The 23,564-nt window shown below is 71.4% G+C and carries 18 protein-coding genes and 1 riboswitch; of the genes, 9 read left to right on the forward strand and 9 right to left on the reverse strand.

Annotation, left to right across the window (positions count from 1 at the left end; all coding sequences use genetic code 11):
• Positions 1–74 precede the first annotated feature (74 nt).
• Positions 75–1,532 (reverse strand): hypothetical protein, encoded by a 1,458-nt coding sequence (locus tag D452_RS0109110; RefSeq protein ID WP_026129119.1) that lies wholly within the window; start codon positions 1,530–1,532, stop codon positions 75–77.
• A 314-nt stretch (positions 1,533–1,846) separates the two neighbouring features.
• Here D452_RS0109110 and D452_RS0109115 point away from each other — a divergent pair, with 314 nt between their 5' ends.
• Together D452_RS0109115 and D452_RS0109120 are read left to right on the forward strand one after the other, a co-directional pair.
• Positions 1,847–2,815, forward strand: coding sequence for a glycerophosphodiester phosphodiesterase (locus tag D452_RS0109115; RefSeq protein ID WP_017543843.1), 969 nt, complete (start codon positions 1,847–1,849; stop codon positions 2,813–2,815).
• A 153-nt stretch (positions 2,816–2,968) separates the two neighbouring features.
• A complete protein-coding gene (locus D452_RS0109120) occupies positions 2,969–4,207 on the forward strand; it encodes an alanine racemase (RefSeq protein WP_017543844.1) in 1,239 nt (412 codons plus the stop codon).
• Positions 4,208–4,261: 54 nt separating this feature from the next.
• Here the strand turns inward: D452_RS0109120 and D452_RS0109125 are convergent, their stop codons facing one another.
• A complete protein-coding gene (locus tag D452_RS0109125) occupies positions 4,262–5,899 on the reverse strand; it encodes a beta-N-acetylhexosaminidase (RefSeq protein ID WP_017543845.1) in 1,638 nt (545 codons plus the stop codon).
• Between the two features lie 435 nt (positions 5,900–6,334).
• Here D452_RS0109125 and D452_RS0109130 point away from each other — a divergent pair, with 435 nt between their 5' ends.
• From D452_RS0109130 to D452_RS0109140, 3 genes are all read left to right on the forward strand, one after another.
• Positions 6,335–7,240 (forward strand): DMT family transporter, encoded by a 906-nt coding sequence (locus tag D452_RS0109130; protein ID WP_040693443.1) that lies wholly within the window; start codon positions 6,335–6,337, stop codon positions 7,238–7,240.
• A gap of 16 nt (positions 7,241–7,256) precedes the next feature.
• Complete coding sequence (locus D452_RS0109135; RefSeq protein WP_017543847.1) at positions 7,257–8,486, forward strand: glycosyltransferase; 1,230 nt, start codon at positions 7,257–7,259, stop codon at positions 8,484–8,486.
• A 111-nt stretch (positions 8,487–8,597) separates the two neighbouring features.
• A complete protein-coding gene (locus tag D452_RS0109140; RefSeq protein ID WP_017543848.1) occupies positions 8,598–8,927 on the forward strand; it encodes a hypothetical protein in 330 nt (109 codons plus the stop codon).
• A 96-nt stretch (positions 8,928–9,023) separates the two neighbouring features.
• On the opposite strand, the gene D452_RS0109145 is transcribed toward D452_RS0109140, so the two are convergent.
• Positions 9,024–9,974, reverse strand: a complete 951-nt coding sequence (locus D452_RS0109145) for a LysR family transcriptional regulator (RefSeq protein ID WP_017543849.1) — start codon at positions 9,972–9,974, stop codon at positions 9,024–9,026.
• 147 nt (positions 9,975–10,121) lie between these two features.
• Here D452_RS0109145 and D452_RS0109150 point away from each other — a divergent pair, with 147 nt between their 5' ends.
• Positions 10,122–11,465 (forward strand): pyridoxal phosphate-dependent aminotransferase, encoded by a 1,344-nt coding sequence (locus D452_RS0109150; protein ID WP_017543850.1) that lies wholly within the window; start codon positions 10,122–10,124, stop codon positions 11,463–11,465.
• Between the two features lie 120 nt (positions 11,466–11,585).
• Here the strand turns inward: D452_RS0109150 and D452_RS0109155 are convergent, their stop codons facing one another.
• Positions 11,586–12,770 carry a glycosyltransferase family 4 protein gene (locus D452_RS0109155; RefSeq protein ID WP_017543851.1) on the reverse strand — a complete coding sequence of 395 codons (1,185 nt, stop codon included), beginning with the start codon at positions 12,768–12,770 and terminating at the stop codon, positions 11,586–11,588.
• Positions 12,771–12,995: 225 nt separating this feature from the next.
• Here D452_RS0109155 and D452_RS0109160 point away from each other — a divergent pair, with 225 nt between their 5' ends.
• Positions 12,996–13,262: a DUF6457 domain-containing protein gene (locus D452_RS0109160; protein ID WP_026129122.1), complete on the forward strand. Its 267-nt coding sequence runs from the start codon at positions 12,996–12,998 to the stop codon at positions 13,260–13,262.
• A gap of 220 nt (positions 13,263–13,482) precedes the next feature.
• Complete coding sequence (locus tag D452_RS0109165; RefSeq protein WP_026129123.1) at positions 13,483–14,928, forward strand: alanine/glycine:cation symporter family protein; 1,446 nt, start codon at positions 13,483–13,485, stop codon at positions 14,926–14,928.
• Between the two features lie 92 nt (positions 14,929–15,020).
• On the opposite strand, the gene thiD is transcribed toward D452_RS0109165, so the two are convergent.
• The 3 genes from thiD to D452_RS0109180 form a co-directional block, all read right to left on the reverse strand.
• Positions 15,021–15,824, reverse strand: coding sequence for a bifunctional hydroxymethylpyrimidine kinase/phosphomethylpyrimidine kinase (thiD, locus tag D452_RS0109170; RefSeq protein ID WP_017543854.1), 804 nt, complete (start codon positions 15,822–15,824; stop codon positions 15,021–15,023).
• Positions 15,813–15,913, reverse strand: a riboswitch (TPP riboswitch). Its footprint overlaps the gene before it by 12 nt.
• 88 nt (positions 15,914–16,001) lie before the next feature.
• Positions 16,002–16,931, reverse strand: coding sequence for a DUF368 domain-containing protein (locus tag D452_RS0109175; RefSeq protein WP_040693445.1), 930 nt, complete (start codon positions 16,929–16,931; stop codon positions 16,002–16,004).
• 355 nt (positions 16,932–17,286) lie between these two features.
• A complete protein-coding gene (locus tag D452_RS0109180) occupies positions 17,287–18,987 on the reverse strand; it encodes an acyl-CoA synthetase (protein WP_017543856.1) in 1,701 nt (566 codons plus the stop codon).
• 376 nt (positions 18,988–19,363) lie between these two features.
• On the opposite strand from D452_RS0109180, the gene rocD reads away from it, so the two are divergent.
• On the forward strand, positions 19,364–20,638 hold the full coding sequence (rocD, locus tag D452_RS0109185) for an ornithine--oxo-acid transaminase (RefSeq protein WP_017543857.1): 1,275 nt from the start codon (positions 19,364–19,366) through the stop codon (positions 20,636–20,638).
• A 94-nt stretch (positions 20,639–20,732) separates the two neighbouring features.
• On the opposite strand, the gene D452_RS0109190 is transcribed toward rocD, so the two are convergent.
• Entirely contained in the window at positions 20,733–22,160 is a 1,428-nt protein-coding gene (locus D452_RS0109190) for an SGNH/GDSL hydrolase family protein (RefSeq protein ID WP_083927476.1), read from the reverse strand.
• Between the two features lie 74 nt (positions 22,161–22,234).
• Positions 22,235–23,488, reverse strand: a complete 1,254-nt coding sequence (locus D452_RS0109195) for an 8-amino-7-oxononanoate synthase (protein ID WP_017543859.1) — start codon at positions 23,486–23,488, stop codon at positions 22,235–22,237.
• Positions 23,489–23,564: the final 76 nt, after the last annotated feature.

Consider the following 23,564-nt stretch of genomic DNA (forward strand, 5'->3'; position numbering starts at 1 on the left):
ATGGGGGAAGCCCGGCCGCGATCACGTTCGGTGTCGCGACCGAGCTTCGGTCATCGCAGTTCAGGCAGTGAGGTTCAGGAATTCTCCACCGGAATGGACCACGGCAGGGAGTCCCACAGCTCGGCCCATTCCTCGGCGCCCACCGGGTCCGTCACCGGCTGGGCCCCGGCGGCCTCACCGCTGGTCCTGCGGACCTCGTCCATCGAGCTGACCACGCTCTCGTCGGCCTCCCGGACGAGCTCGGCGATGATCCCGGAGACCTCCGTGACGACGTCCTCGACCTCGCTGCGCTCCAGCCCGTACCGGCTGGCGCAGTCGTTGGTGGCGGCCACCTTGTCGTCCTCGTGGCCGTAATACCAGACCGTGGCCAGCAGACGGTCGCGCTCGGCGTCGCCGAGTTCGGCGCCGGACAGCGCCCGTTCGACGAACTCGCTGCTGGTCCGGGTCATCCTCGCCGGGTCGATCTCGGACTCGCCGGAGGCGAAGTCGACGAAGTGCCCGGTCAGGCAGGTCTTGACCTCACGCGAGGAGGCGTTCTCGGGGAGGGTCTGGTCCGGGGACGCGTCCTCCTGGGTCGGGGCGGCCCCGTCGACGACCTCGTTCTCCGTGGCGGGAGCCTGCTCGGTGGGGGCCTCCTCCTGAACCGGAGCCTCTTCTGCCTGCGCGGGGGCTTCCTCAACGGGGGTGAGCTCGTCGAGTCCGGACCCGTCGACCACCTCCTCGTCCACGGGAGCCTCCTCGGCCGGGGCCTCCTCAACCGGTACCTGGTCGGCCGGGACCTCCGCGACGGCCTCCTCCACCGGAGCCTCCTCGGCCGGGGCCTCTTCAGTCGGGGCCTCCTCAGCGGGGGCCTCCTCGACCGGCTCGGCGGGCGCTGCCCCGGCCGTCTCGTCGGCGGCGCCCTCCGCGGGGGTGCTCTCCTCGACCGCGACCACGCTGGTGTCCTCGGCCGTCGGCTCCTCGGTCCCGCCCTCCTGGGGCGCCGTCTCCTCGATGACGGCCTCAGCCAGCTTCACCAGCTCCGCGCGCTCCCAGCGTTCCGGCTGGAGGTGGGTGGCGACCGCCACGCCCGGCCTCTCCACCCAGAACAGGTCACCGGTCTCCTCGGACAGGTACGCGCCGTGCTCGAAGGCCTCGCCGGGCGCCACCTCCTCCAGGGAGCCCTGGGAAAGGTGGCTGTAACGGCTCTCGCGCAGGTCCTCGAGGTCCTGGAGGCGGTCGGAGCGCAGTACCGCGACCCGGCCGTACAGCTGGTCCGGGCCCTGCACCCACGAGATCTGGGACTGACGGTTGCCCACGCGGTCCGTCGTGGACGTGGCGTTGATGCCGTACCGCTCCAGACCGGCGGGCAGGTAGGTGATCTCGAACCCGTCGATGCTGTACGTGGACACCCCCTGTCTCACCACCGGCCAGCTGAGCGCGGGCGCGTCCGCGTCGTTCGCGGCCGCGGGTCCGGAGAGGCCGACGAGCCCCGTCGTCGAGATCGCGGCGGCACTGAAGAGCGCGACCCACCTCGTGTGGTGCTTGCGCATGAAGGTTCCTTCCCATCGACTACTACTCGTGATGTTCTCAGGACTCTGGGTGATTGCCGAGGGGGCTTACAGTCAAAAATCGGACATGAAGCGATCAATTGCCTACATAGGGTGAGATTGATGAGTGGGGTTCCGCGTTGCCCGAGGGGCGCGCCGCCACCAGAAGATGGGCGTCGGATCACCGGCTGCTCTGCGTATGGTCACCGTCCGGTCACCAAGCGCACTCACCCTGAGGTAGCAGTCGGCCAGTCCACGCGTACTTGGGAGGCCCGGTGCACCAGCGCATCGGATTCGTAGTCGGAGCCGTATCACTCATGTTGGCCATGGGATCGAGCCCAGCGCTCGCCGTCCCCGTGGTCGCGACCGCCGAGGCGGTCACGGTCACCAAGGCCGCGACGGCGCAGAGGGTGAGCCCCGGCGCCAGTGTTCTTCCGTCCCAGCCGTCACAGTCCCGCCCCCTCATCGCCGTTGCCCACCGGGGCGCTTCCGGACACGCGCCCGAGAACACCATCGCTGCGATCGACGCGGCCCACCGTCTCGGTGCGGAGACCGTGGAGGTGGACGTCCAGCTCACGTCCGACGATCAGCTGGTCCTCATGCACGACACCCGCCTCGACCGCACCACCAACGTGGCCGAGGTCTTCCCTAACCGTGCGCCCTACGACGTCGGCGACTTCACGCTCGCGGAGATCCGGCGCCTCGACGCCGGCTCGTCCTTCGGCGACTCGTTCGCCGGAGAGCGGGTTCCGCTCCTCAGCCAGGCCCTGAACCGCCTGGAGAGGCACGGCATGAACCTGCTCCTGGAGGTCAAGGAGCCAGCCCTGTACCCGGGCATCGAGAACCGGATCTCCGACGAACTCGCACGCCACCCGCACTGGCTGCTGCCCAACGCGCCCGACCAGCCGTCCCGGATCGTGGTGCAGAGCTTCGACTGGGAGTTCACGGAGCGCTCGAAGAAGCTCCTGCCCTCGCTGCCGCACGCGCTGCTCGGCAAGGTCCCGGAGTCGCGGATCGCCGAGTTCGACTGGGCGCACATGATCAACCCGAACCACACCACCATCGACGCGGCCTACGTCCGGCGCGTGCACGACGCGGGCCTGGAGATCATGCCCTACACGATCAACGACCCCAAGGTGATGGGGCGGGTCCTGGCGATGGGCGTGGACGGCTTCATCACGGACTACCCGGACCGGGGCCAGAAGGCCATCGAGGACTTCCTCAACGAGTCCGGCGGGGCCAGGGAGGAAGAGCCGGAGCCCGTCGGGGCGCCGGTGACCGACTGACGTCCGACCCCGACCACCGACGGACCCGCCCGGCACGCGCCGGGCGGGTCCCGTCGTCTCCGCACACGCCAATCCCGGCCCGGAGGGGTGTGCCCCGGCAATCACGATGGGATGATCGGTCGCGAAACCACCGAAGCAGGAAGCGGAGGCCACGTGAGCGACCGGCTGTGCATCCCCCAGGAACACGTCGACTGGCGCACCAAGGGCCTGTGGTGGCCGGGCGACCCCGTCACCCTGGCCGAGTTCGCCGCACGCGGTGACCACCTGTTCACCGGCCCCTTCACCTGGCCGCTCATGGTGCTCCGCGCCTCCGCTCTGGACCGCAACATCGCCGCGCTGGCCGAGTTCACGCGCGGCCACGGACTCCTGTTCGCCCCCCACGGCAAGACCGCGATGTCCCCCGTGCTCACCCAGCGCCAGCTCGACGCGGGCGCCTGGGGTATCACCGCCGCCACCGCCAACCAGGTCCTGGACTTTCGCCGGTTCGGGGTGGACCGCGTCCTGATGGCCAACGAGCTGCTGGACCCCCGGGTCCTGCGCTGGGCGGCGGCCGAGCAGGACGCCGACCCGGACTTCGAGTTCCTCTTCTACGTCGACTCATCGGAGGGGGTCGAACTGGCCGCCCAGGCGGTGGGGCGCGACGGTGGCCGCCCCTTGCGGGTGATGGTGGAGCGCGGCACGCCGGGCGGCCGGACCGGGTGCCGCACGCGCGACGCGGTGCTCGGGATCGCGCAGCAGGTCGTGCGGGCCCCGGGCCTGGAACTGGCCGGAGTGGCCGGATACGAGGGTTCGCTCAGCGACGCGGAGGGAGTACGGGGTTTCCTGCGTGACCTCCTCGGTGACGCCTCCGCCCTGGCGGCCGAACACGGGCTGGAGCGCCCGGTGCTGTCGGTGGGCGGCAGTGCGTGGTTCGACGTGGTCGCCGAGGAGATCGGTGGCCGCGAGGACGTCACACCGATCCTGCGCAGCGGGGCCTACGTCGCCCACGACGACGGCTTGTACCGCCGGACCACGCCGTACAACCGGCTGCCCGAGGGCGGCGACGCCCTGTCCGGAGCCTTGGAGCTGTGGGCGCAGGTCACCTCCACCCCGGAGGAGGGCCGGGCGATCGCCGGGATGGGCCGCCGTGAGGCCAACTTCGACCAGGGCTTCCCCGTCCCGCGCGTCCTGCGCCGGGGTGACGGTTCGGTCGTCCGGGCCGCGGGGGTCGAGGTCACCAACCTCAACGACCACCACGCCTACCTGGACGTGCCCCAGGAGCTGGGGGTGCGCCCCGGCGACCTGGTGTCCTTCGGCATCTCCCACCCGTGCACGGCCTTCGACCGCTGGCAGGTGATCCCGGTGGTCGACGACGACCACCGCGTGGTCGACGCCATCGCCACGTACTTCTGACGCGGGGCCGTCGGGGCCGGTCCCGCGAGGAACCGGCCCCGACGGTGGGGTGGCTCAGGCTCCGGCGTGACCCTGCTCCGGGGCCTCCTGTCCGGGCTGGTAGCCCCAGCCGTACAGGCCCGGGCGGGTGTGCCAGGGACGCGGGCCGTCGAGGGGCCGGTACTCGACACCCGCCGCGTCGAGCCTGCGCAGGTGGTGCCGCAGGCGCGGCTCGAACTCGGCGAAGTCCCGGTCGCCCTCGGTCCACACCTTCTCCGCGAAGGCGGTCAGACGCGGGAAGACCATGTAGTCGAGCCTGCGGGCGTTGTCGATGTGCTCGCTCCAGAGGTTGACCTGGCCGCCGAGGACGTGCCGGGCCTCCTCCTCGGTGAGGTCCTCGGGGACCGGGTCGCCCGCGTACACGTCCTCCACACGCAGGAGCGTGCCCACCGGAACCGGCTCGTCCGGCCGCTCGGACTGCTTGTAGTCCAGGTAGGAGGTGGCGGTGGGAGCCATGATCACGTCATGGCCCGCGCGGGCCGCGGCGATGCCGCCCTCCTCGCCGCGCCACGACATCACCGTGGCGCCCGGCGCGAGTCCGCCTTCCAGGATTTCGTCCCAGCCCAGCAGGCGGCGGCCGCGCTGGGTGAGGTGGTCGTCGAGCTGGCGGATGAACCAGCTCTGGAGCTCGTCCTCGTCGGCCAGGCCCTCGTCCCTGATCCGCTGTTGGGCGGAGGCGCTGTTCTTCCACTGGGTCTTGGGGACCTCGTCCCCGCCCACGTGGACGTAGGTGCTGGGGAACAGTTCGATGAGCTCGTCGAAGACGTTCTTGTAGAACTCCAGGACGTTGTCGGTGACCGCGAGGATCTCCTCGAAGACGCCCCACTGGGTGCCCACGGGGATCTCGCCGACCTCGCCGAGCTCGGGGTAGGCGTGGATGGCCGCCTGCGAGTGGCCCGGGACGTCGATCTCCGGGACCACCGCGACGTGCCGGGCGTCCGCGTAGGCGACGATCTCGCGGAGGTCGTCCTGGGTGAGGAACCCGCCGTGCGGGCGGTTGTCGAACGTCGCGGGCTTGGTGGCGCCCAACTGGCTCTCGGCGCGCCAGGAGGCCACCTCGGTCAGCTTCGGGTAGCGGCGGATCTCGACCCGCCAGCCCTGGTCGTCGGTCAGGTGCAGGTGCAGCACGTTGAGCTTGTGCAGCGCGAGCAGGTCGATGAAGCGCAGGATCTCGCGCTTGGGCTGGAAGTGGCGGGCGATGTCGAGCATCGCTCCACGCCACTGGAAGCGCGGGGCGTCGGTGATGCTGACCGCGGGCAGTCGCCACTCGGCGCCGCCCAGGGCGGTGGTGCGGTAGGCGTCGGTGGGCAGCAGCTGGCGCAGGGTCTGCACACCGTAGAACACCCCGGCGGGCTCGTTGCCCACCACGATCGCGCCCTCGGAGTCGATGATCAGGCGGTAGCCCTCCCGGCCGAGTCCCGCGCCCGGGTCGACGCTCAGCCGGATCTGGGCGTCCTCCTCGTCGCCGGTGGCCAGGGGCAGACCGGTGGCCGCGCCGAGTTCGCGCTGGAGCCAGGAGAGCGTGCCCTGGGCGGCGTGGTCCGCGGAGACCCGGGTGGCGGAGGTCAGGGTGAGGCCACCGGAACCGTCGGTGGTCAGCTCCCGGGGACGGGGCAGCAGGGAAAGGGGATCGGGGTGGGGATTCTCAGGCACGCGGCACTGCTCCTGTCCGGTCTAGACCAATACCCGGACATAGTGTCACGTCCCGCAACGGCGGCACAGGGGCCGGGGGCAATCGGTCCGCGCGGCCTCGGCTATTCGGGACCACCCAATACCCACTCTTGACCCGCGAGGACTCTTAACCCCCCGGCTTTTGCGGGACGGGTACAAGAGGAGAACCGGTACCGGACAGTGCCGAAACGGGGGAGCGACACACGCGCGTGACGGGTGCGTGCCCGTCCCCGGGAGGTGGGGACGACACTACGAGAAAGACGGGGGGTGGCGTTATCGCCGGAGCACGCCGTCCCTCCGTACTGTTTTGCCCGTGCCCGGATTCCAGGCGGTCGCGGGTGAGTACCGAGTGACGGGGGACGCGGAGATGCGCGCAACACCGGAGACGGGTTCGGCCTCTACGGGGTGGTGCGCCTGATGCAGTGGCACGTACTCATGGCCGTGGCGGGGGCCTTCACCCTGGCGCTCGGCTCGGCCCTCCAGGAGCGCGACGCCGTGCGCGCCCCCGGACAGAGGGTCGCTCGGGCGGGCTTCCTCCTGCACCTGCTGCGCCAACCCCGCTGGCTCCTCGGAAGCGGGGCCGTCGTCCTGGGGGCCTGCCTCCACTTGCTCGCCCTCAGCGGGGCGCCGCTCACCATCATCCAGCCGATCGGCGTCACCGGGCTGCTGTTCGCGATCGTGCTCTCCGCCGTGTTCAACCGCCAGCGGGTCCGCGCCGCGCAGATCCTGGCCGGGATCGCCGTGATGATCGGCCTGGTGGGCGTCCTGACGACCTTCCCGCACGGCTCCGAACAGCCGGTCATGTCCACCGAGACCGCCCTCTGGCTGTCCGGCGGCATGATCGCCGCCGGGGGACTGGTGTTCCTGACCGCGCACTGGATGCCCAGCGGTGTGCGCGCCCTTCTGCTCGCGGTGGCGGGCGGCGCGGCGCTCGGCACCACCTCGGGACTGGCCCGGGTGATCACCTCCAACGCGGTGGCGGACCCGGTCAACCTCTTCAGCTGGCTCACCGTCATGGCCGTCGCCACCGCGGTCTTCGGCGCCCTCCTGCTCCAGAACGCCTACCGGACCGGACACTTCGCCGCCGCCTACGCGACCCTGCTGATCGCCGACCCGGTGGTCGGTGTGGGTATCGGCGCGCTCCTGCTCGGCGAGGGCGTCCCGGACACCCCGATCGAACAGGTCGGTGCGGTGCTCTTCGCCCTGCTGGCCTTCGCGGGGACGGTCACCCTGGCCCGGTCCCGCCACCGCAACCCCGAGGCGGACGAGGATGCGCCGGGCGACACCGGGACCTCCACCACCTCCAGTAGCCGCACTCGTTGAAACAGGGAGTTCCCAGATGGTCCAGTCGAACCGTCCGCTGCGCGTCCTGATCGCCTCGGACACCTATCCGCCCGACGTCAACGGCGCCGGCTACTTCACGTACCGTCTGGCTGAGGGGCTGGCAGACCGCGGGCACCGGGTGCACGTGGTGTGCCCCTCCGAGCACGGCGACCCCCACGTCACCGTCAACGGGAAGGTCACCGAGCACCGCCTGCGCTCGGCCCCGATCCCCTTCCAGCCCTCCATGCGGGCGGCGGTCCCCCTGGGCATGGGAGGGCACCTATCGCGCCTCCTGTGGCGGATGGACCCCGACGTCGTCCACGCGCAGAGCCACTTCACCCTCAGCCGCTCCGCCCTGCGCCGGGGGCGGGCGGCGGGCGTCCCCGTCGTGCTGACCAACCACTTCATGCCGGACAACCTGTACGCGCACGCCCACGTGCCGCGGCGGATGCAGCGCGCGGCCGGTTCGCTGGCCTGGCGGGACATGGTCCGGGTGGCGGCGGAGGCCGACCACGTGACCACCCCGACACCCCGCGCCGCCGAACTCCTGCGGGAACGGGGGTTCGCCCGTGAGATCGAGGCGATCTCCTGCGGGATCGACCTCGACCGCTTCCATCCCCGGGCCCGGGACCGTGCGGCGGCCAGGGACAGGTACGGCCTGCCCGACCGGGACACCGTGGTCTTCGTGGGGCGGCTGGACGAGGAGAAGCGGATCGACGACACGATCCGTGCGCTGGCGCTGACCGTGCCCGAGCGGGACGCACAGCTGGTGCTGGCCGGGACGGGCCAGTGTGAGGGGGAGCTGCGCGCGCTGGCCGCCCAGTTGGGGGTGGCTGACCGGGTGTACTTCCTGGGGTTCGTCCCGGACGAGGAGCTGCCGCTGGTCTACGCGGCCGCGGACGTGTTCGCGATCGCGAGCGTGGCGGAGCTCCAGAGCATCGCCACCCTGGAGGCGATGTCCACGGGGTTGCCCGTGGTGGCCGCGGACGCGATGGCGCTGCCGCACCTGGTGGAGGAGGGGCGCAACGGCTTCCTGTTCCCTCCGGGGAACCACGTGCACCTGGCCGAACGCCTGCTGTCGGTGCTCGGCTCGAAGCGGCGGCGTCAGGAGATGGGGCGGGCCAGCAGGGAGATCGCCCAGGAGCACGACCACCACCGGTCGTTGGAGCGGTTCGAGACGGTCTACCGGGGGCTCCAGGGGAGGGGCCTGGGCGACCCGAAGTCCGAGCGGGTCATGGTGGCCTAGCCCGGAGGGTCGTGTCCAGGGGAGCCGACCCCAAAAGTCCACTTTGGACACTTTCTGCATTCTTTGCGTAGCGATCGGTGATCTTGGGCCGCCACAGGAAAGACCAGAACTGTGTGGTTCGAAGGCATCAGCGGACAGGCCGGCCCCAGCCGGATCGCCAGGGGTGGAAACGTCACCGAGGGTCTCACCGATCGGCTGTTCAGCGCCGAGCGCGAGGCGGGTTTCCACGAGCGCGACATGTCGTCGTTCGAGAGAGAACGCATCGACCTGGAGCACCGGGTGAACCGGATGGAGGCCGAGCTGGACTCCCTGCGCAAAAGAAGACTGGAAGCCTACGCGCGCTGGTGGAACGCCCGCGACGACCGTGACCGAGCTCGTCACGTCTGTCGCAAGCTCCGCCGCAGGATCGACAAGGCGCGCAGACGGAGCAGCGATCCGTGACCGGTGCCCGCGCGGGCCACTGGAAGCGGCAGAGAGAACACCGAACACGGCCCGTCCCCTGAGGGGCGGGCCGTGTGTGCGCCCGCGCGACCGCCGTCACCGCGGGCCCTGGACACGCGGGGAGACCGGACTGAGCTCCCGTTCCACGCTGCGCGCGGCGTCCCGCAGCGCCGAAAGGGTCACCTGGACGGCCGGGCGCCTCAGCGAGGCCGGACGCAGCACCGCGTACACGTGCCGCTCCGGTGACGAGGGGAACCGCCGGTACACCAGGCCCGCCGGCGCGCCCACCATGGCCAGCGCCGGGACCGCCGCGATCCCGATCCCCCGTGAGACCAGGCTGAGGATCGTGCCCAGCCCCTCGAACTCCCACGTCGCCGCTGGCAACCCGCCCACCTCGGCGAACAGCTTCTCCGTGCCGTGGCGCGAACGCTCACCCTCCGGAGCCACGATCCACGACTCACTCAGCATCTGGTCCAGCACCAGCGGGACCTCCGGGTCGGCCAGTCGGTGGCCCTCCGGGACCGCCAGCACCATCGGGTCCCGCAACAGGTGCACGTGGCGCAGGCCGCTGTCCGGCCCACGGCCCGGGTGCTGTCCCGACCAGTCGTCGACCAGGGCGATGTCCACCTCGCGGGAGCGCACCTTCTGGGTGCCGGTGGCCAGCAGGGTCTGCCGCAGCACCAGCTGCATGCCCTCGTAGCCGCGCAGCGGCGGGGCCAGCAGAGGCGCGAAGGCCACAGCGGCGGTCGGAAAGGCCGTCACCGTCACCACTCCCAGGGCGATGTTCGACTGTTCGGCCAGTACCGACTCGGCCGCCTCGACCAGGGCCAGGATCTCCTCGGCCTGGTTGACCAGCAGCTGCCCGGCGTCGGTCAGTTCGGCGCCGCGCGGGGACCGGTCCAGGAGCGCCACCCCCGTCTCGCGTTCGAGTGTGGCGAGCTGCTGGGACACGGCCGAAGGCGTGTATCCCAGGGCGTGCGCGGTCGCGGCGATGGTGCCGCGCGTGCTGAACTCGCGGAGGAGTTGGAGTCGTCTCAGGTCAAGCATTAGGTCATCTTATGCTCAGCATCGAAAAGACTCGCTTGTACTGATGGCGTGAGCTGGGCAGGCTGTTGTGTGAGAGGCCACCAGCTGGACGAGAGCCCAGCTCAACCGGTGGTCAGCGCCTAACGAAAAGCCGGAGATGAGTCATCCATGACCGTCACTGTGTCCGCCACCCTCGCCGTGAACGAAGCCCTCAACGACAAACGCCGCCAGGGGGTGCGCGTGCTTCCGCTCGGGTTCGGTGAGGCCGGTCTGCCGGTGCACCCGGTCATGCGGGACCAGCTCACGGCGAGCAACTCGGCCAACTCCTACGGGCCCGTCGCCGGTTCCAGCGAACTGCGCGAGGCCGCCGCCGGTTACTGGAACCGCCGGGGCCTGCCCACCGACCCCGACCTGGTGATCGCGGGCCCGGGCAGCAAGCCGCTGCTCTACAGCCTGCTCCTGGAGATCGGCGGGGACACCGCCATCGCCGCGCCGAGCTGGGTCAGCTACGCCGCGCAGAGCCGGCTCGTGGGTCAGCGCCCCGTGATGGTGCCGACCGCCACCGGCCAGGGCGGGGTACCCCAGCCGGACCTGCTGCACGCGGCCGTCACCGACGCCCGCGAGCAGGGACGCACCGTCAACGCGGTGATCGTCACCATCCCGGACAACCCGACGGGCACCGTCGCCGAGGCCGACACCGTCCGCCGCCTGGCCGAGGTCGCCCGCGAACTCGACCTCGTGATCATCTCCGACGAGATCTACCGCGACCTCGTCCACGTGGACGAACGGGGCCAGGACCGCGCCGACGTCCACAGCCCCGCCGAGTACGCCCCCGAGCGCACCGTCATCTCCACCGGGCTCAGCAAGAACCTGGCCCTCGGTGGCTGGCGGATCGGCGTCCTACGGCTGCCCGACTCCGAGATCGGCCACCGTCTGCGGGGCGGCCTCCTCGGTGTGGCCAGCGAGATCTGGTCCAGCCCGGCCGCCCCCGTCCAGCAGGCGGCCGCGCACGCCTTCGCCGAGCCCGCCGAGCTGCGTGACCACGTGGACCGCAGCCGCCGTCTGCACGGCATCGTGGCCCGCGCCGTCGCCGACGTCTTCACCGGGGCCGGGGCCCTCGTCTCGCCGCCCAAGGCCGCCTTCTACCTCTACCCGGACTTCGAGCCGGTCCGCGAGCGGTTGTCCGCCCTGCACGGAGTGACCACCGGTCCGGAGCTGACCGGGCTCCTCCTGGAGCAGCACGGCATGGGCGTGCTGCCCGCCGTCGAGTTCGGTGAGAGCCCCGCCGCCCTGCGGATGCGGGTGGCCACCAGCCTCCTGTACGGGGACACCGAGGACAAGCGCTACGCGGCGCTGTCCGCGGACGACCCGCTGGCCCTGCCGTGGATCCGGTCCCACCTGGACCGGCTCACCGAGGTCCTCGGGTCGGTGCTGTCCGAGCCGGGCACCGGCGCCCAGACGTCCAGCACGGTGATCCCGGTGTCGATGGCGGTCGCCCAGCCGGTCCACTGACCGGGCGTCCGCACCCAGATCGTGCCCGCCTCTCTTATACGGGGTGAGGCGGTCACCACCGACGGGACCCTCCCTATCTCTCCCAGGGAGGGTCCCGTTTCGTCTTCTCCGGCACGGGGGTCAGCCGCCCCCCGCCGTCACCCTGTCGCGGCGGGCCGCGAGCTCGTGGCTCGGAGCGATCACCGCGCGGTAGTGCCCGACCAGTTCCTCGTTGACCGACCGCCACGTGCGGTGCACGACGGAAGGCCGGGCACCGGCCGCCATCCGGGCCCGCACCTCGCGGTTGTGCGCCAACCTGCCCACGGCCACGCGCAGCTCACGGACCGAGTCCGGCTCGTACAGCAGCCCGTTGTGCCCGTCGGCCACCAGGTCCACGGGCCCGCCCGCGGCCGGGGCGACCACCGGTACGCCCGAGGCCAGCGCCTCCTGCACGGCCTGGCAGAAGGTCTCGTCCGCGCCGGTGTGCACGAACACGTCCAGCGACGCGTACAGCCGCGACAGGTCCGCTCCGGTCCTCTGCCCGGTGAACACGGCGTCCGGCAGCAGTCGGCGCAGCCGTGCGCGGTCCGGGCCGTCCCCGACCACCACCAGCCGCACACCCCGCAGTCTCGCCAGGTGGCCCAACAGGTGCACCCGCTTGTCCCGGGACAGACGGCCCACGTACCCCACGATCGCCTCTCCGCCGGGGGCCAGCTCCCGGCGCAGCTCCTCGGACCGGTGGTCGGGGGAGAAGCGCGCCGTGTCCACGCCCCGCCGCCACAGGTCGAGCCGGGGGAACCCCCGGCCGGAGAGCGCCTCCATGGTGGCGGAGGAGGGCACCAGAGTGCGGTCCACTGCCGAGTGGACCCGGTGGAGCAGGGGCCACAGCGCCCGGGACCCGGGCAGGCCGTAACGTCCGGCGAACCCGGGCAGGTCGGTCTGGAACACCGCCACGGTCGGCAGCGCCCACCTGCGGGCCACGTCCACCGCCGTCGCCCCGAAGAGCGCGGGCGAGGCCAGGTGCAGCACGTCGGGCGCGAACGCGCGGATCGCCGCGGTCATGGTCCGCCGGACGGGCAGGCCCATGGGGAAGTCGCGGTACACGGGCAGGGGCAGCGCGGGCGTGCGCACCACCGGGAAGCCCGCGTACGAGGCCGGGCCGTGCCCGGGGGCCAGCACGAGCGCCTGGTGGCCCTCGGCGGCCAGGTGCTCGCTGATCCGGCACACGGAGTTGGTGACCCCGTTGACCTGCGGGAGGAAGGACTCGGTCACGATGGCCACCCGCAGGGGAGGGCGGGGGACGGTGGGCGGGGGTGTGGGGGACATACGGGGCTCCCAACGCCGATGTGTCACGCCGAGTGGTGGCTGCCTCCGACGCTAGGGTCGGGGAGTGAACCCGGGCCGCCGGGCGGGAGAACCCCGCCCGAAGGGCCGACACGGGTTGGCCGATCAGGTGATGACGCCGTCCGCACGGTCGACTGACCGACGGGTGACCCCGCCATGGCCGTGATCGCCGAACCCGACCGAACCGACACCCCAAGGAGCCGTGTGGTGACACTCGTGGAATGGGCCGAGCTGGTCCGCGCAGAACTGGACCTGGCGGGAACCGATCCCCTGCAGAAGGCCGACGTCGACCGGATCCTCGACCTCGCGCGCGACGCCGCGCACTCCGTGGCCCGACCGGCGGCCCCGCTCACGACCTACCTGCTCGGCGTGGCCGTGGGACAGGGGGCGGACCCCGACGCCGCGGCCGCGGTGCTCAGCCGGCTCGCCCTGGCTCAGGCCGAGGGCGAGGACGGGGGAGGGGGCCAGGGGTAGCGGCTGTCCCCTGTGACTGACGCGGCCGGAGGGTCGAGTGGGCGTTCATGAGTCGTAACGCGCATTCTGACCTCACGTGATTTGTTTGTTACGCGTCAGTGCCATTCTTTCCCGATACCGAGCAGTGCCCACCGGTTCCAACGTGTTTCCGAGGGCCCTGGTTCCCCCATCACCGCTGGTTCCCCCCTACCCCATGTAATCACCGAAAGAGAGGTCCTCAGTGGACCACCTCCTAGAGATGGCCGGCGTCCTGTCGGAGATCATCTGGGGACCGTACGTCCTCATTCCCCTGCTGCTCCTGACCGGTGTCTTCCTGACCATCAGGTTGAGACTGCTCCAGTTCACCAAGCTCGGCCACGCGCTCTGGCTCGCCTTGGTCCGGCGGAAGGAGGACCACGACCACGCCGAGGGCGACATCTCGCACTACCAGGCGCTCAGCACGGCCCTGGCGGCCACCGTCGGCGTCGGCAACATCGCCGGTGTCGGTCTGGCCATCGGGATCGGCGGCCCGGGCGCCCTGTTCTGGATGTGGGTCACCGGCCTCGTGGGCATGGCCACCAAGTACAGCGAGGCCCTCCTGGGGGTCAAGTACCGGACCAGGGACGAGAAGGGCGAGCAGGCCGGCGGCCCGATGTACTACCTCCGCCACGGTCTGCCCGGCGGCCTCGGCGTCTTCCTCGGCGGGGCCTTCGCGGTCTTCGGCGCCATCGCCGCCTTCGGCATCGGCAACGGCACCCAGGCCGAGGCCGTCTCCAGCTCCATCAACAACATCACCGGCATCGACCCCCGCATCATCGGTGTCGTCCTGATGGTCCTCGTCGCCATCGTCATCCTCGGCGGCATCAAGAGCATCGGCCGGTTCGCCTCCGCGATCGTGCCGTTCATGATCATCGGGTTCATCTTCATGAACCTGCTGGTCCTGATGATCAACTGGGACCAGCTGCTCCCGGCCTTCCAGCTCGTCTTCACCGACGCCTTCACCGGGACCTCCGCCGCGGGCGGATTCGCGGGTGCCGCGCTCATGCTGGTCATCCGCACCGGTGTCGCCCGGGGGATCTTCTCCAACGAGTCCGGTCTGGGCACCGGCGCCATCGCCGCCGCCTCGGCCAAGACCACCCAGCCGGTCCGGCAGGCCATGGTGTCGATGACGCAGACCTTCATCGACACGATCATCATGGTCACCCTGACCGCCCTGATGATCATCACCTCCGGCCTGTGGAACGCCCCCGAGAGCGCCGGGTACGACCCCGACAACAAGGGTGTCCTGCTCACCTCCGGTTCGATGGAGCAGGGCCTGGGCCAGCTCAGCCCGGCTCTGGGTTCCTTCGGTGTGGTCTTCATCGCCTGCGCGGTGGCGATCTTCGCGTACACGACCATCCTCGGCTGGTCGTACTACGGTGAACGCTGCATGGTCTACCTGGCCAAGGGCAAGCGCTTCCTGGTCCTGCCCTACCGTCTGGTCTTCATCGCGGTCGTCTACGTCGGCGCGACCGCCAGCATCGAGTCGGTCTGGCTGTTCAGCGACATCGCCAACGGCCTGATGGCGCTGCCCAACCTGGTGGGTCTGATCCTGCTCTCCCCGGTGGTGGTCGCGGAGACACGGAAGTTCTTCGGCCACCCCGAGTGGCGGAACCCGGACGTGATCATGGACGACGTCAGCAAGTAGTCCGCGCTCGGCCGGGGGACGGGTCCCCTGGCCGACGACAGGGGGGGGACCGGCAGCCACGGCCGGTCCCCCCTTCGCGTTCCGCCGGTCCGCTACCACCAGGCGTGGAAGTGGTGCACCGGCCCCTGGCCGCCGCCAGCGTCGATCTCGTCGGCGCGGCGCAGGGCCTCGGTGAGGTAGACCTTGGCGTCGGCGACGGCGGCCACCGCGTCCGGACGCTGGGGGAGCAGGGCGGCGATCGAGGAGGAGAGGGTGCAACCGGTGCCGTGGGTGTTGCGGGTGGCCACGCGGTCGGCCCGGAACTCCACCGGCTCCGAGACACCGTCGACCAGCAGGTCGACGCTTTCCTCGCCGGGCAGATGGCCGCCCTTGAGCAGGACGCGGCGCGGTCCGAGTTCCAGGAGGCGTTCGGCCTGCCCGCGCATCTCCTTCAGGCTGGTGGCCTCGGTGTCGCCTAGCAGGTCGGCGGCCTCGGGCAGGTTCGGGGTGAGCAGGTCGGCGCGCGGCAGCAGGACGGTGCGCAGCGCCTCGATCGCCGACCTCTCCAGGAGGCGGTCGCCGCTTTTGGCCACCATCACGGGGTCCACGACCACGTTCGGCAGTCCGTAGCGGTCCACAGCGGCCGCGACCGCCTCGGTGACCTCGGACGTGGACAGCATCCCCACCTTGACCGCGTGCACGGTGGCGTCGGTGAACAGGGTGTCCATCTGGTCGGTGACGAAGGACGCGGGGACACCGTGTACCCCGGTGACCCCGCGTGTGGACTGGGCGGTCAACGCCGTCACCACGGTCATCCCGAAGACTCCGTGGGCGGAGAACGACTTCAGGTCGGCCTGGACGCCGGCGCCCCCGCTGGGGTCGCTTCCGGCGATGGACACGACGTTGTACGCGCTCATTGGCGTTCCTTCGCTAGTACGAACTAGGGCAGGTTCGACGGGTGTGCTCTCAGCCGGGAGGAGTCTCTCCGGCACCCCGCGCCGCCGGGGCCTCGCGGCCCCGGCATCACTGTTGGTTTGTGGTGTTTCCGACTGTAGTGGACGGTCCGCCGGGGCGGACCGTCCCTCCGTGCGCGGTCAGACGGTGACGTTGTGGTGGTGGGTCTCCACCCGCGCCTGCTGGGCGTGCTTGCGCTGCTCCCAGATGATCATGCCGACGACCACCACGAAGCCGCCGACGGCGAAGGCGACCGTCACGGGGACGTCGGTCATCGGAAGCAGGTCGCGGTTCTCGTCCTGCCACGGCCACAGGGCGCGCAGCGAACCGGCCATCAGACCGGTGAGCACCACGAGGGTGATGTGGTGGTGGTTCTCCAGCAGGAACTGGAGCACCTTCACGAACAGGGCCAGACCGGTGATCATGCCGAGGACGAAGACCGTGATGTAGGGCAGGTCCGCCCCGCGCAGGGCGGCCATGGTCGGCTCGTACAGGCCCAGGGTCAGCAGGATGAACGAGCCCGACAGGCCCGGCAGCACCAGGGCGCAGATCGCGACGGCCGCGGCGAAGAAGACGATCACCGGGTGGGTGGGCAGGTTGGCGCCGGGCAGGCCGGTGAGCAGGAACGCGAGCACGGCGAAGACGAGGGCGACCCCGTAGTGCCAGGCCTTCCACTTCTTGCCCGCACCGGTGTAGGGGATCCACAGGCAGGCCAGGACCAGTCCGAAGAACAGCGCGTAGGCGTACTGCTCGTAGACCTCCACCAGCGGGGCGAGGAAGATGGCGGCCAGGATGAGCGCGACGCCCATGCCGATGAGGGCGGGGACGAGGACGCTCCAGTCCACCTGGCGGAACTGCTCCTGGGCCCGCTCCTTGCCACGTCCGCGGGGCACGTCCGTGACGTAGCGCTTGATGCCGCTGACCACGTGGCCCGCGCCACCGATCAGCTTGTCGTAGAGGCCGACCATCAGCGCGACCGTGCCGCCGCTGATACCGGGCAGAGCCTCGGAGGTGCCGACGGCCCCGCCGCGCACCGCGTTGAAGATGTAGGAGCCTACTGACTTGGCCATGTTGTCGGGCGCGGGCCCGGGAGCTTCCCGGGAGGGGGCGCCGTCCTCCGTCCTGATGGGGCCGCCGGTCGCGCGTGAGCGCTCGACCGGCGGGGTCAAAGGGGTGCTGTGCCGCGCGGGTCGAGGGGACGACCTCCACCGGTCCGATGCTCCGGCCGCGCGGATGTTTGCCGACCGGGCCGTGCGATGGGGGAGGAGCGCCGTCAGGCCCCGGGCCGGGCTGCGCCAATTCTAGCGGCGCCGGACGGGGTGAAGGCGTCCGAGCGCCCCGAGAATCGGGGTTTTGGCCAGGTATCAGCCCGCAAGGTCCTTGGTCCGAAAACAGATCGTGACGAAGGGGCCGCCGAGCCCGGGTTCAGTTCCGGAGCGAACCGGACAGCGGCGAGGTCGGAACGGCGGGCGCGGCCGGGTCCTCACCGGCCACCGACGCGGCCCAGCGGTAGTCCTGTTTGCCCACCGCCGTGCGCCGCACGCGGTCCACGAAGTGCACCGTCCGGGGCACCTTGAACCCCGCCAGACGCACCCGGCAGTGCGCCCGCAGCGCACCCTCGTCCGGAGAGGAACCGGAGGCCAGGGACACCAGCGCCGTCACGCGCTGCCCGAGCCGCTCGTCCGGGGCGGGCACCACGATCACGTCCTCCACCGAGGGGTGCGCCTTCAGTACGGCCTCCACCTCCTCGGGGTAGACCTTCTCACCGGCGGTGTTGATCACCACGCTGCCCCTGCCCAGCAGCACGATGGAACCGTCCCCGGCCCGCGTGCCGTAGTCACCCGACAGTGCCCAGCGACGCCCCTCACCGTCCGTGGGGAACGTGCGCGCGGTGGCGATCGGATCGTTGTAGTAGCCCAGCGGGATCCGGCCGGTCCGGGCGATTCGGCCGACCTCGACCGACCCGGGAGGAAGTGGCCGCAGGGCCCCGTCGAGCACGGCGATGCTCCCGCCCATGGTGAAACTGCGCCGGTCGGTGGAGTCCGCCACGCTCGTGTGCTCGTCGGGGGCGGTGGCGGAACCGCACACGCCCGTCTCCGACCCGCCGTAGGCGTCGGCCAGGGCGACGTCCTCGCGCCAGGCCCGCCACAGCCCGCGCACAGAGGGGGTGAGCGGGGTTCCGCCGGAGCGCACCGAGGTGAGGTCGGGGCACAGGTCCGGCTCGGTGAGCAGGTGTCTGGCCAGCGGGCGGGCCATCGCGTCACCCACCAGCTGGACGGCGTGCACACCCTCGCGGTGCGCCAGTTCCAGGACGCGGTCCGCGTGGAAACTGCGGTCCGTGGACAGGACCACGCTCTTGCCGCACAGCAGCATGCCCAGCGCGTTCCACTGCCCGGCCGCGTGCATGAGCGGACCCAGCACGAGCATGCGCAGTGGGAAGCAGCGCGCGGCGCGTTCGGCCACGTCCCGGGGGGTCCCCGCACGGGGGGCGCCCGGTTCGCGCCGCTCCACGGCGGCGCGGAACACGTCCGCCTGGCGCCACAGGACGCCCTTGGGGTAACCGGTGGTGCCCCCGGTGTACAGCAGATAGTGGTCGTCACCGCTGGTCCCGGGCAGCTCAACCGCGCCGTGCTCGGAGTCGGGGCCGTGCGCCGCGAGCGACTCCTCGTAGTCCGCGCCGTCCAGCGACGCGTCGCGCTCCGTGCCGTCCTCCAGCAGGAGCACGTGCCGCAGGCGCGGCAGGTCGGAGCGGACCGCCGACACCGTCGTGGCCAGGGAGTCCTCGGCGATCAGGGCCACCGCGTGCGAGTCCGAGAGCACGTGCCGGAGCTCGCCCGCCACGTACCGGTAGTTGACGTTCACCGGCACCGCGCCCGCGCCCAGCACGCCCAGGAACGACTCCACCCACTCCGCGCGGTTGAACGACAGGATCGCGACGTTCTCCCCGGGGCGCACACCGGTGGTGACCAGGTGCCGGGCCAGCCGGGTGGAACGGTCGAGCAGGGCGCGGTAGGTGAGGCGGCGGGGCCCGGCGACCAGCGCGATCCGGTCCGGGACGGCGTCGGTCACCGCCGCCATGAGGTTGGCAAGGGAGAAGGGGCTGTCCGGGGACGCGTGTTGGGGCACGTCTGATGACCTCCCTGACGTTCGTGAACGGCCGTCCTCGGCGCGGGGCGCTCGCGGCGGCTGTGGCTGGTTACGAGCGAACGTACCCGTCGGGGCGTCGCCCGATCGCCGTGGGGGCTGTGTACCGCGTCACCTGCGTTACCGTCCCCGGTCACCCCTGAAGCGGACCCCGCCGGGCCGCTCCCGCTCAGTGGGGGTGCCGACCCGGGAGGCCCCGGGGTTTCGGGCCCGGGCGCCGGCCGGTGATCTTCGCCACCCCTTGTGGGCTCACCGGATCATCTGCTCAACTCTTGGAGATCCCGCCATGGGGCTCTACAGGGCCCCACGGTGGGTATCTACTGTCTGACATCGGTCGATGGTGATCGGAGCGGCTTAGATGACCACCCAGAATCTGGGACAGCAGGACTCCGCCGGAAACCCCGGCGGACAGGGACTCTCCAGTGCAGACCACATCGAACTCGCACAGACGAGGTCCGCACACAACTACTCACCCCTGCCCGTCGTGATCGCCGAGGGCCGAGGCGCCTGGGTGACGGACGTGGAGGGCAGGCGTTACCTCGACTGTCTGGCCGGGTACTCGGCCATGAACTTCGGCCACCACAACCCGGACCTCCTGGCGGCGGCGCACGCCCAGCTCGACCGGGTGACGCTGACCAGCCGGGCCTTCTACAACGACCAGTTCGGCCCGTGGGTGAGCGCCCTCGCCGACATGGTCGGCAAGGAGAAGGTCCTGCCGATGAACACCGGTGCCGAGGCGGTGGAGACCGGCATCAAGGTGGCCCGCAAGTGGGGCTACGAGGTCAAGGGCGTCCCGGAGAACCAGGCGACCATCGTCGTGGCCGGGGCCAACTTCCACGGCCGCACCACCACGATCATCTCCTTCTCCTCCGACTCCGAGGCGAAGACGGGTTTCGGCCCCTACACGCCGGGCTTCCGCTCAGTGGCCTACGGGGACGCCCGGGCCGTCGAGGACGCCATCGACGAGACCACGGTCGCGGTGCTCATCGAACCGGTGCAGGGCGAGGCGGGCGTGATCGTGCCGCCCGCCGACTACCTGCCCCGCATCCGTGAGATCTGCGACGCGAACCGGGTGCTGTTCATCGCCGACGAGGTGCAGTCGGGGCTCGGGCGCACGGGCACGATCCGAGCCTGCGAGCACACCGGGGTCGTCCCGGACGCGTACCTGTTCGGCAAGGCGCTGGGCGGCGGAGTCCTGCCGGTGTCGGCGATGGTCGCGGACGAGGACGTCCTCGGCGTCATCCAGCCCGGGCAGCACGGGAGCACCTTCGGTGGGAACCCGCTCGCCGGGGCGGTGGGCCAAACGGTCGTCCGGATGCTGACCGAGGGCCCCTACCTGGAGAACGCCAGGAAGCTGGGCGAGGTGCTCCGCCGCAGGCTGGAGGGGTTCGTCGGCAACGGGGTGGTGTCGGCGCGCAGCATCGGCCTGTGGGCGGGGGTGGACGTCGACCCCGCGCTGGCCTCGGGCAAGGAACTGTGCAAGAGGCTCGCCGAACACGGAGTGCTGGTGAAGGACACCCACGGTTCGACGGTGCGGATGTCCCCGCCGCTGGTGATCAGCGAGGACGACCTCAACTGGGGCCTGGACCGGTTCGGCGAGGTCCTGGCCGAGCTCAGGGCGGAGCAGCGGTAGCAGTGGCCGTTCCCCCACACGCGTGAGGGTGGAACGGCGGTGCCCCGGCCCGGAACGTTCCGGGCCGGGNCGTTCGGCCACCGTCGGCCGGGTGTCAGGGACCGGCGCCGGCCTCGGCGGCGCCGGTCCCGTCGCTCTCGTCCGCGCCGTCGTCCGCGTCGGCCTCGTCGGTGTCGGGAACGACGTTGACCGGGTCCAGGGGGCCGCCGAGTTCGGTGTGCAGGACGTCGGCGTCGACCCTGTCCAGGGTCTCCCGGGAGGCGTACAGCACGCGTTCGGGCCCCTCCTCGATCTGGAGCCGCACGCGCTCGGCGATGGAGCGCTGGCCCTGGGCGGTGGGGTGGAAGCTCGCCCGGTCCACGCGCAGGCCCTCACCCAGCTGGCCGAGGACGATCCCGTTCAGCCAGGCGTCGTCCTCGCTGACCTCGTGCCCCGTCAACGCGGTGAAGACGTTGACGAACTCGACGCTGCCCACCTGCCGGGACCCGTAGACGTCGCCGTCCACCTGGTAGGCGGTGTCCCTGATCCGGTCGTTGAACCGCTGGGCCACCGAGTTCAGCCACAGTTGGTCGCTCTGGGAGAGCGTGTAGTACATGCCCGGCGGCTGCTCCGGGAAGAGCCGGGGATAGCCCAGGACCAGCACGCGGGCGTTCGGGGCGCGGTCGCGGATCTCGCCGAGCACCTCGGTGAGGGTCTCCTCGAACGCGTCCATCCGCTCGACGACCTCGTCCTCCTGGTCCGTGCAGGCGGTTCGCTCCAGCAGCGGCATCCGCATGATGCACGTGCGCAGGACGGGGATGAAACCGAGGTCGTTGCCGCCGATCCCGACCGTGACCAGCGAGGTGTGTTCGGTGACGCGCTCGAGCTGTGAGTCGGGGGTGCCGACCTGGCTGAGCATGTCGGAGCCCTTGTGACTGCTGCACGCGTAGAAGCCCAGCGCGCCGTCGAAGGAGAACTCCTCCTCGATGACCCTGGGGTAGGCGTGCTCGGAGCGCCAGCACTCACCGGGTTCGGCCGTGCCCTCCTCGTACTCTCCGGCGCCGTCACCCGAGGAGTAGGAGTCGCCCAGGGAGACGTAGTTGCCCCAGAGCGCGGCCTCGTCGGGTTCCAACCGGACCCGCCAGTCCTCCTCCTCGTCCTCGGTGATGGGAGGCAGGGGCTCGCCGGGGCACACGCCGCTCGTGGTGTCGCACCACAGGCGCATGAGAGCGTCGCGGCTGGTGGGCACGGCCAGGACCGCCACCAGGGTCAGGACCAGGACGGACACGGTGACCAGGGTGACGCGGCGGCGACGACGGCGTCGGCGGTACCGGCCGCTCTCCTCGCTCTCGGTCGCCCCCGACGCGGTCGACCCCGGCTCGGCCGCGGGACCAGCCGCCTCGGGCTCGGCCGCGGGACCGTTCGTCTCGGGCTCGTTCGACTCGGGACCGGTCACGGGATCGCCGTGGGAAGGAGTCCTCGCGGGGTCCGCCGGGCCCTCCGGTTCCCGGGGCTCCCGGGGGTCACCATCACGCGCTGACACGATCTACTACCGCCTCCCAGAGTCGCGGGGCGAGTGGGGTGCGCTCGGCCGACACACCTGATCCACAGGCCAGACTACCCGGGGCGGTTTGTCTCGATGACGTCGAGAACACGGCGGATACCGGTCTTGTCCAGGGTGGCGCGGGCGGTCAGACGCAGTCGGGACCGGCCGTCCGGGACCGACGGCGGACGGAAGCAGCCCACCCGCACACCCGCCTCGTGGCAGGCCGCCCGCCAGGCCAGCGCCTCCTGTGGGGACCGGGCCAGCACCGACACCACGGCCGCGTCCGGCTGACTCACCTCCAACCCGCGTTCGCGCAGGCCCTCGGCCAGTTCACGGGCACGGGCCCGCACGGTCCCGGCCCGCCAGGGCTCGGCTCGCAGCACGCGCAGGGCCGCCAGCGCCGCTCCCACCGAGGCGGGGGCCAGACCGGTGTCGAACACGAAGGTCCGCGCCGTCTCCACCAGGTGACGGATCACCCGTCGAGAACCCAGGACCGCGCCGCCCTGGGCACCGAATGACTTGGACAGGGTCACCGACACCACGACGTCGTCGGCCGCGCCCAGCGCAGTCCCGCCCACGGCGCCGCGTCCTCCCGGGCCGAGCACCCCGAGCCCGTGGGCGTCGTCCAGCAGCAGCGCCGCCTGGTGACCGCGCGCCGTCGCCGCCAGGGCGGTGACGTCGGTGAGGTCCCCGTCCACGGAGAACACGGTGTCGCTGAGCAGCAGGCGCCGCCCCCGGCCCCCGGAGAGGAGTTCGGCGGCGTGGTCGGTGTCGCGGTGGCGGAAGACCGCGACACGGGCCCCCGCCGCCCGGGCCAGCCGGGTGGCGTCGATGAGGGAGGCGTGGTTGTACTGGTCGCACACCACCAGCGGCGGCTCGACGTCGTCGGCGGCCGGGGCCACCAGCGACGCCACCATCGCGAGGTTGGCCGCGTAGCCGGAGGAGAACACCAGTGCGGCCTCCGTCCCGTGGAACGCGGCCAGCTCGCGTTCCAGCTCCGCGTGGAGTTCGGTGTCGCCGGTGACCAGACGCGAACCCCCGGCCCCCGCGCCCCACGTGTGGACGGCGTCGGCCGCGGCCGCCAGCACGGCGGGGGGCCGCATGAGCCCGAGGTAGTCGTTGCCCGCGAGGTCCAGCAGGTCGTCCGAGGAGGAACGGGGCACCGTCCGACGGGTGAGCCCGGCTCGGGCGCGGCGCTCGGCGGCGCGGTCCAACCAGGCCAGGGGGTGGCCCGCGGGCAGCGGGGCCGGGGCCGGACGCGGAGTGGTGGCGCGCAGGGTCCAGGGGCGGCGCGTGGGGCGGGTGGCGGTGTCGAGGCGTTCCATGCGGAGGAGAGCTCCTCGGGTATGGGTGGTGGGTGCGGTGGCTGGTGCGGCTCCGTGCGGGAGGGGGCGGGGGAGG

This window comes from Nocardiopsis prasina DSM 43845, assembly GCF_000341265.1.
Classification (GTDB): Bacteria; Actinomycetota; Actinomycetes; order Streptosporangiales; family Streptosporangiaceae; genus Nocardiopsis; species Nocardiopsis prasina.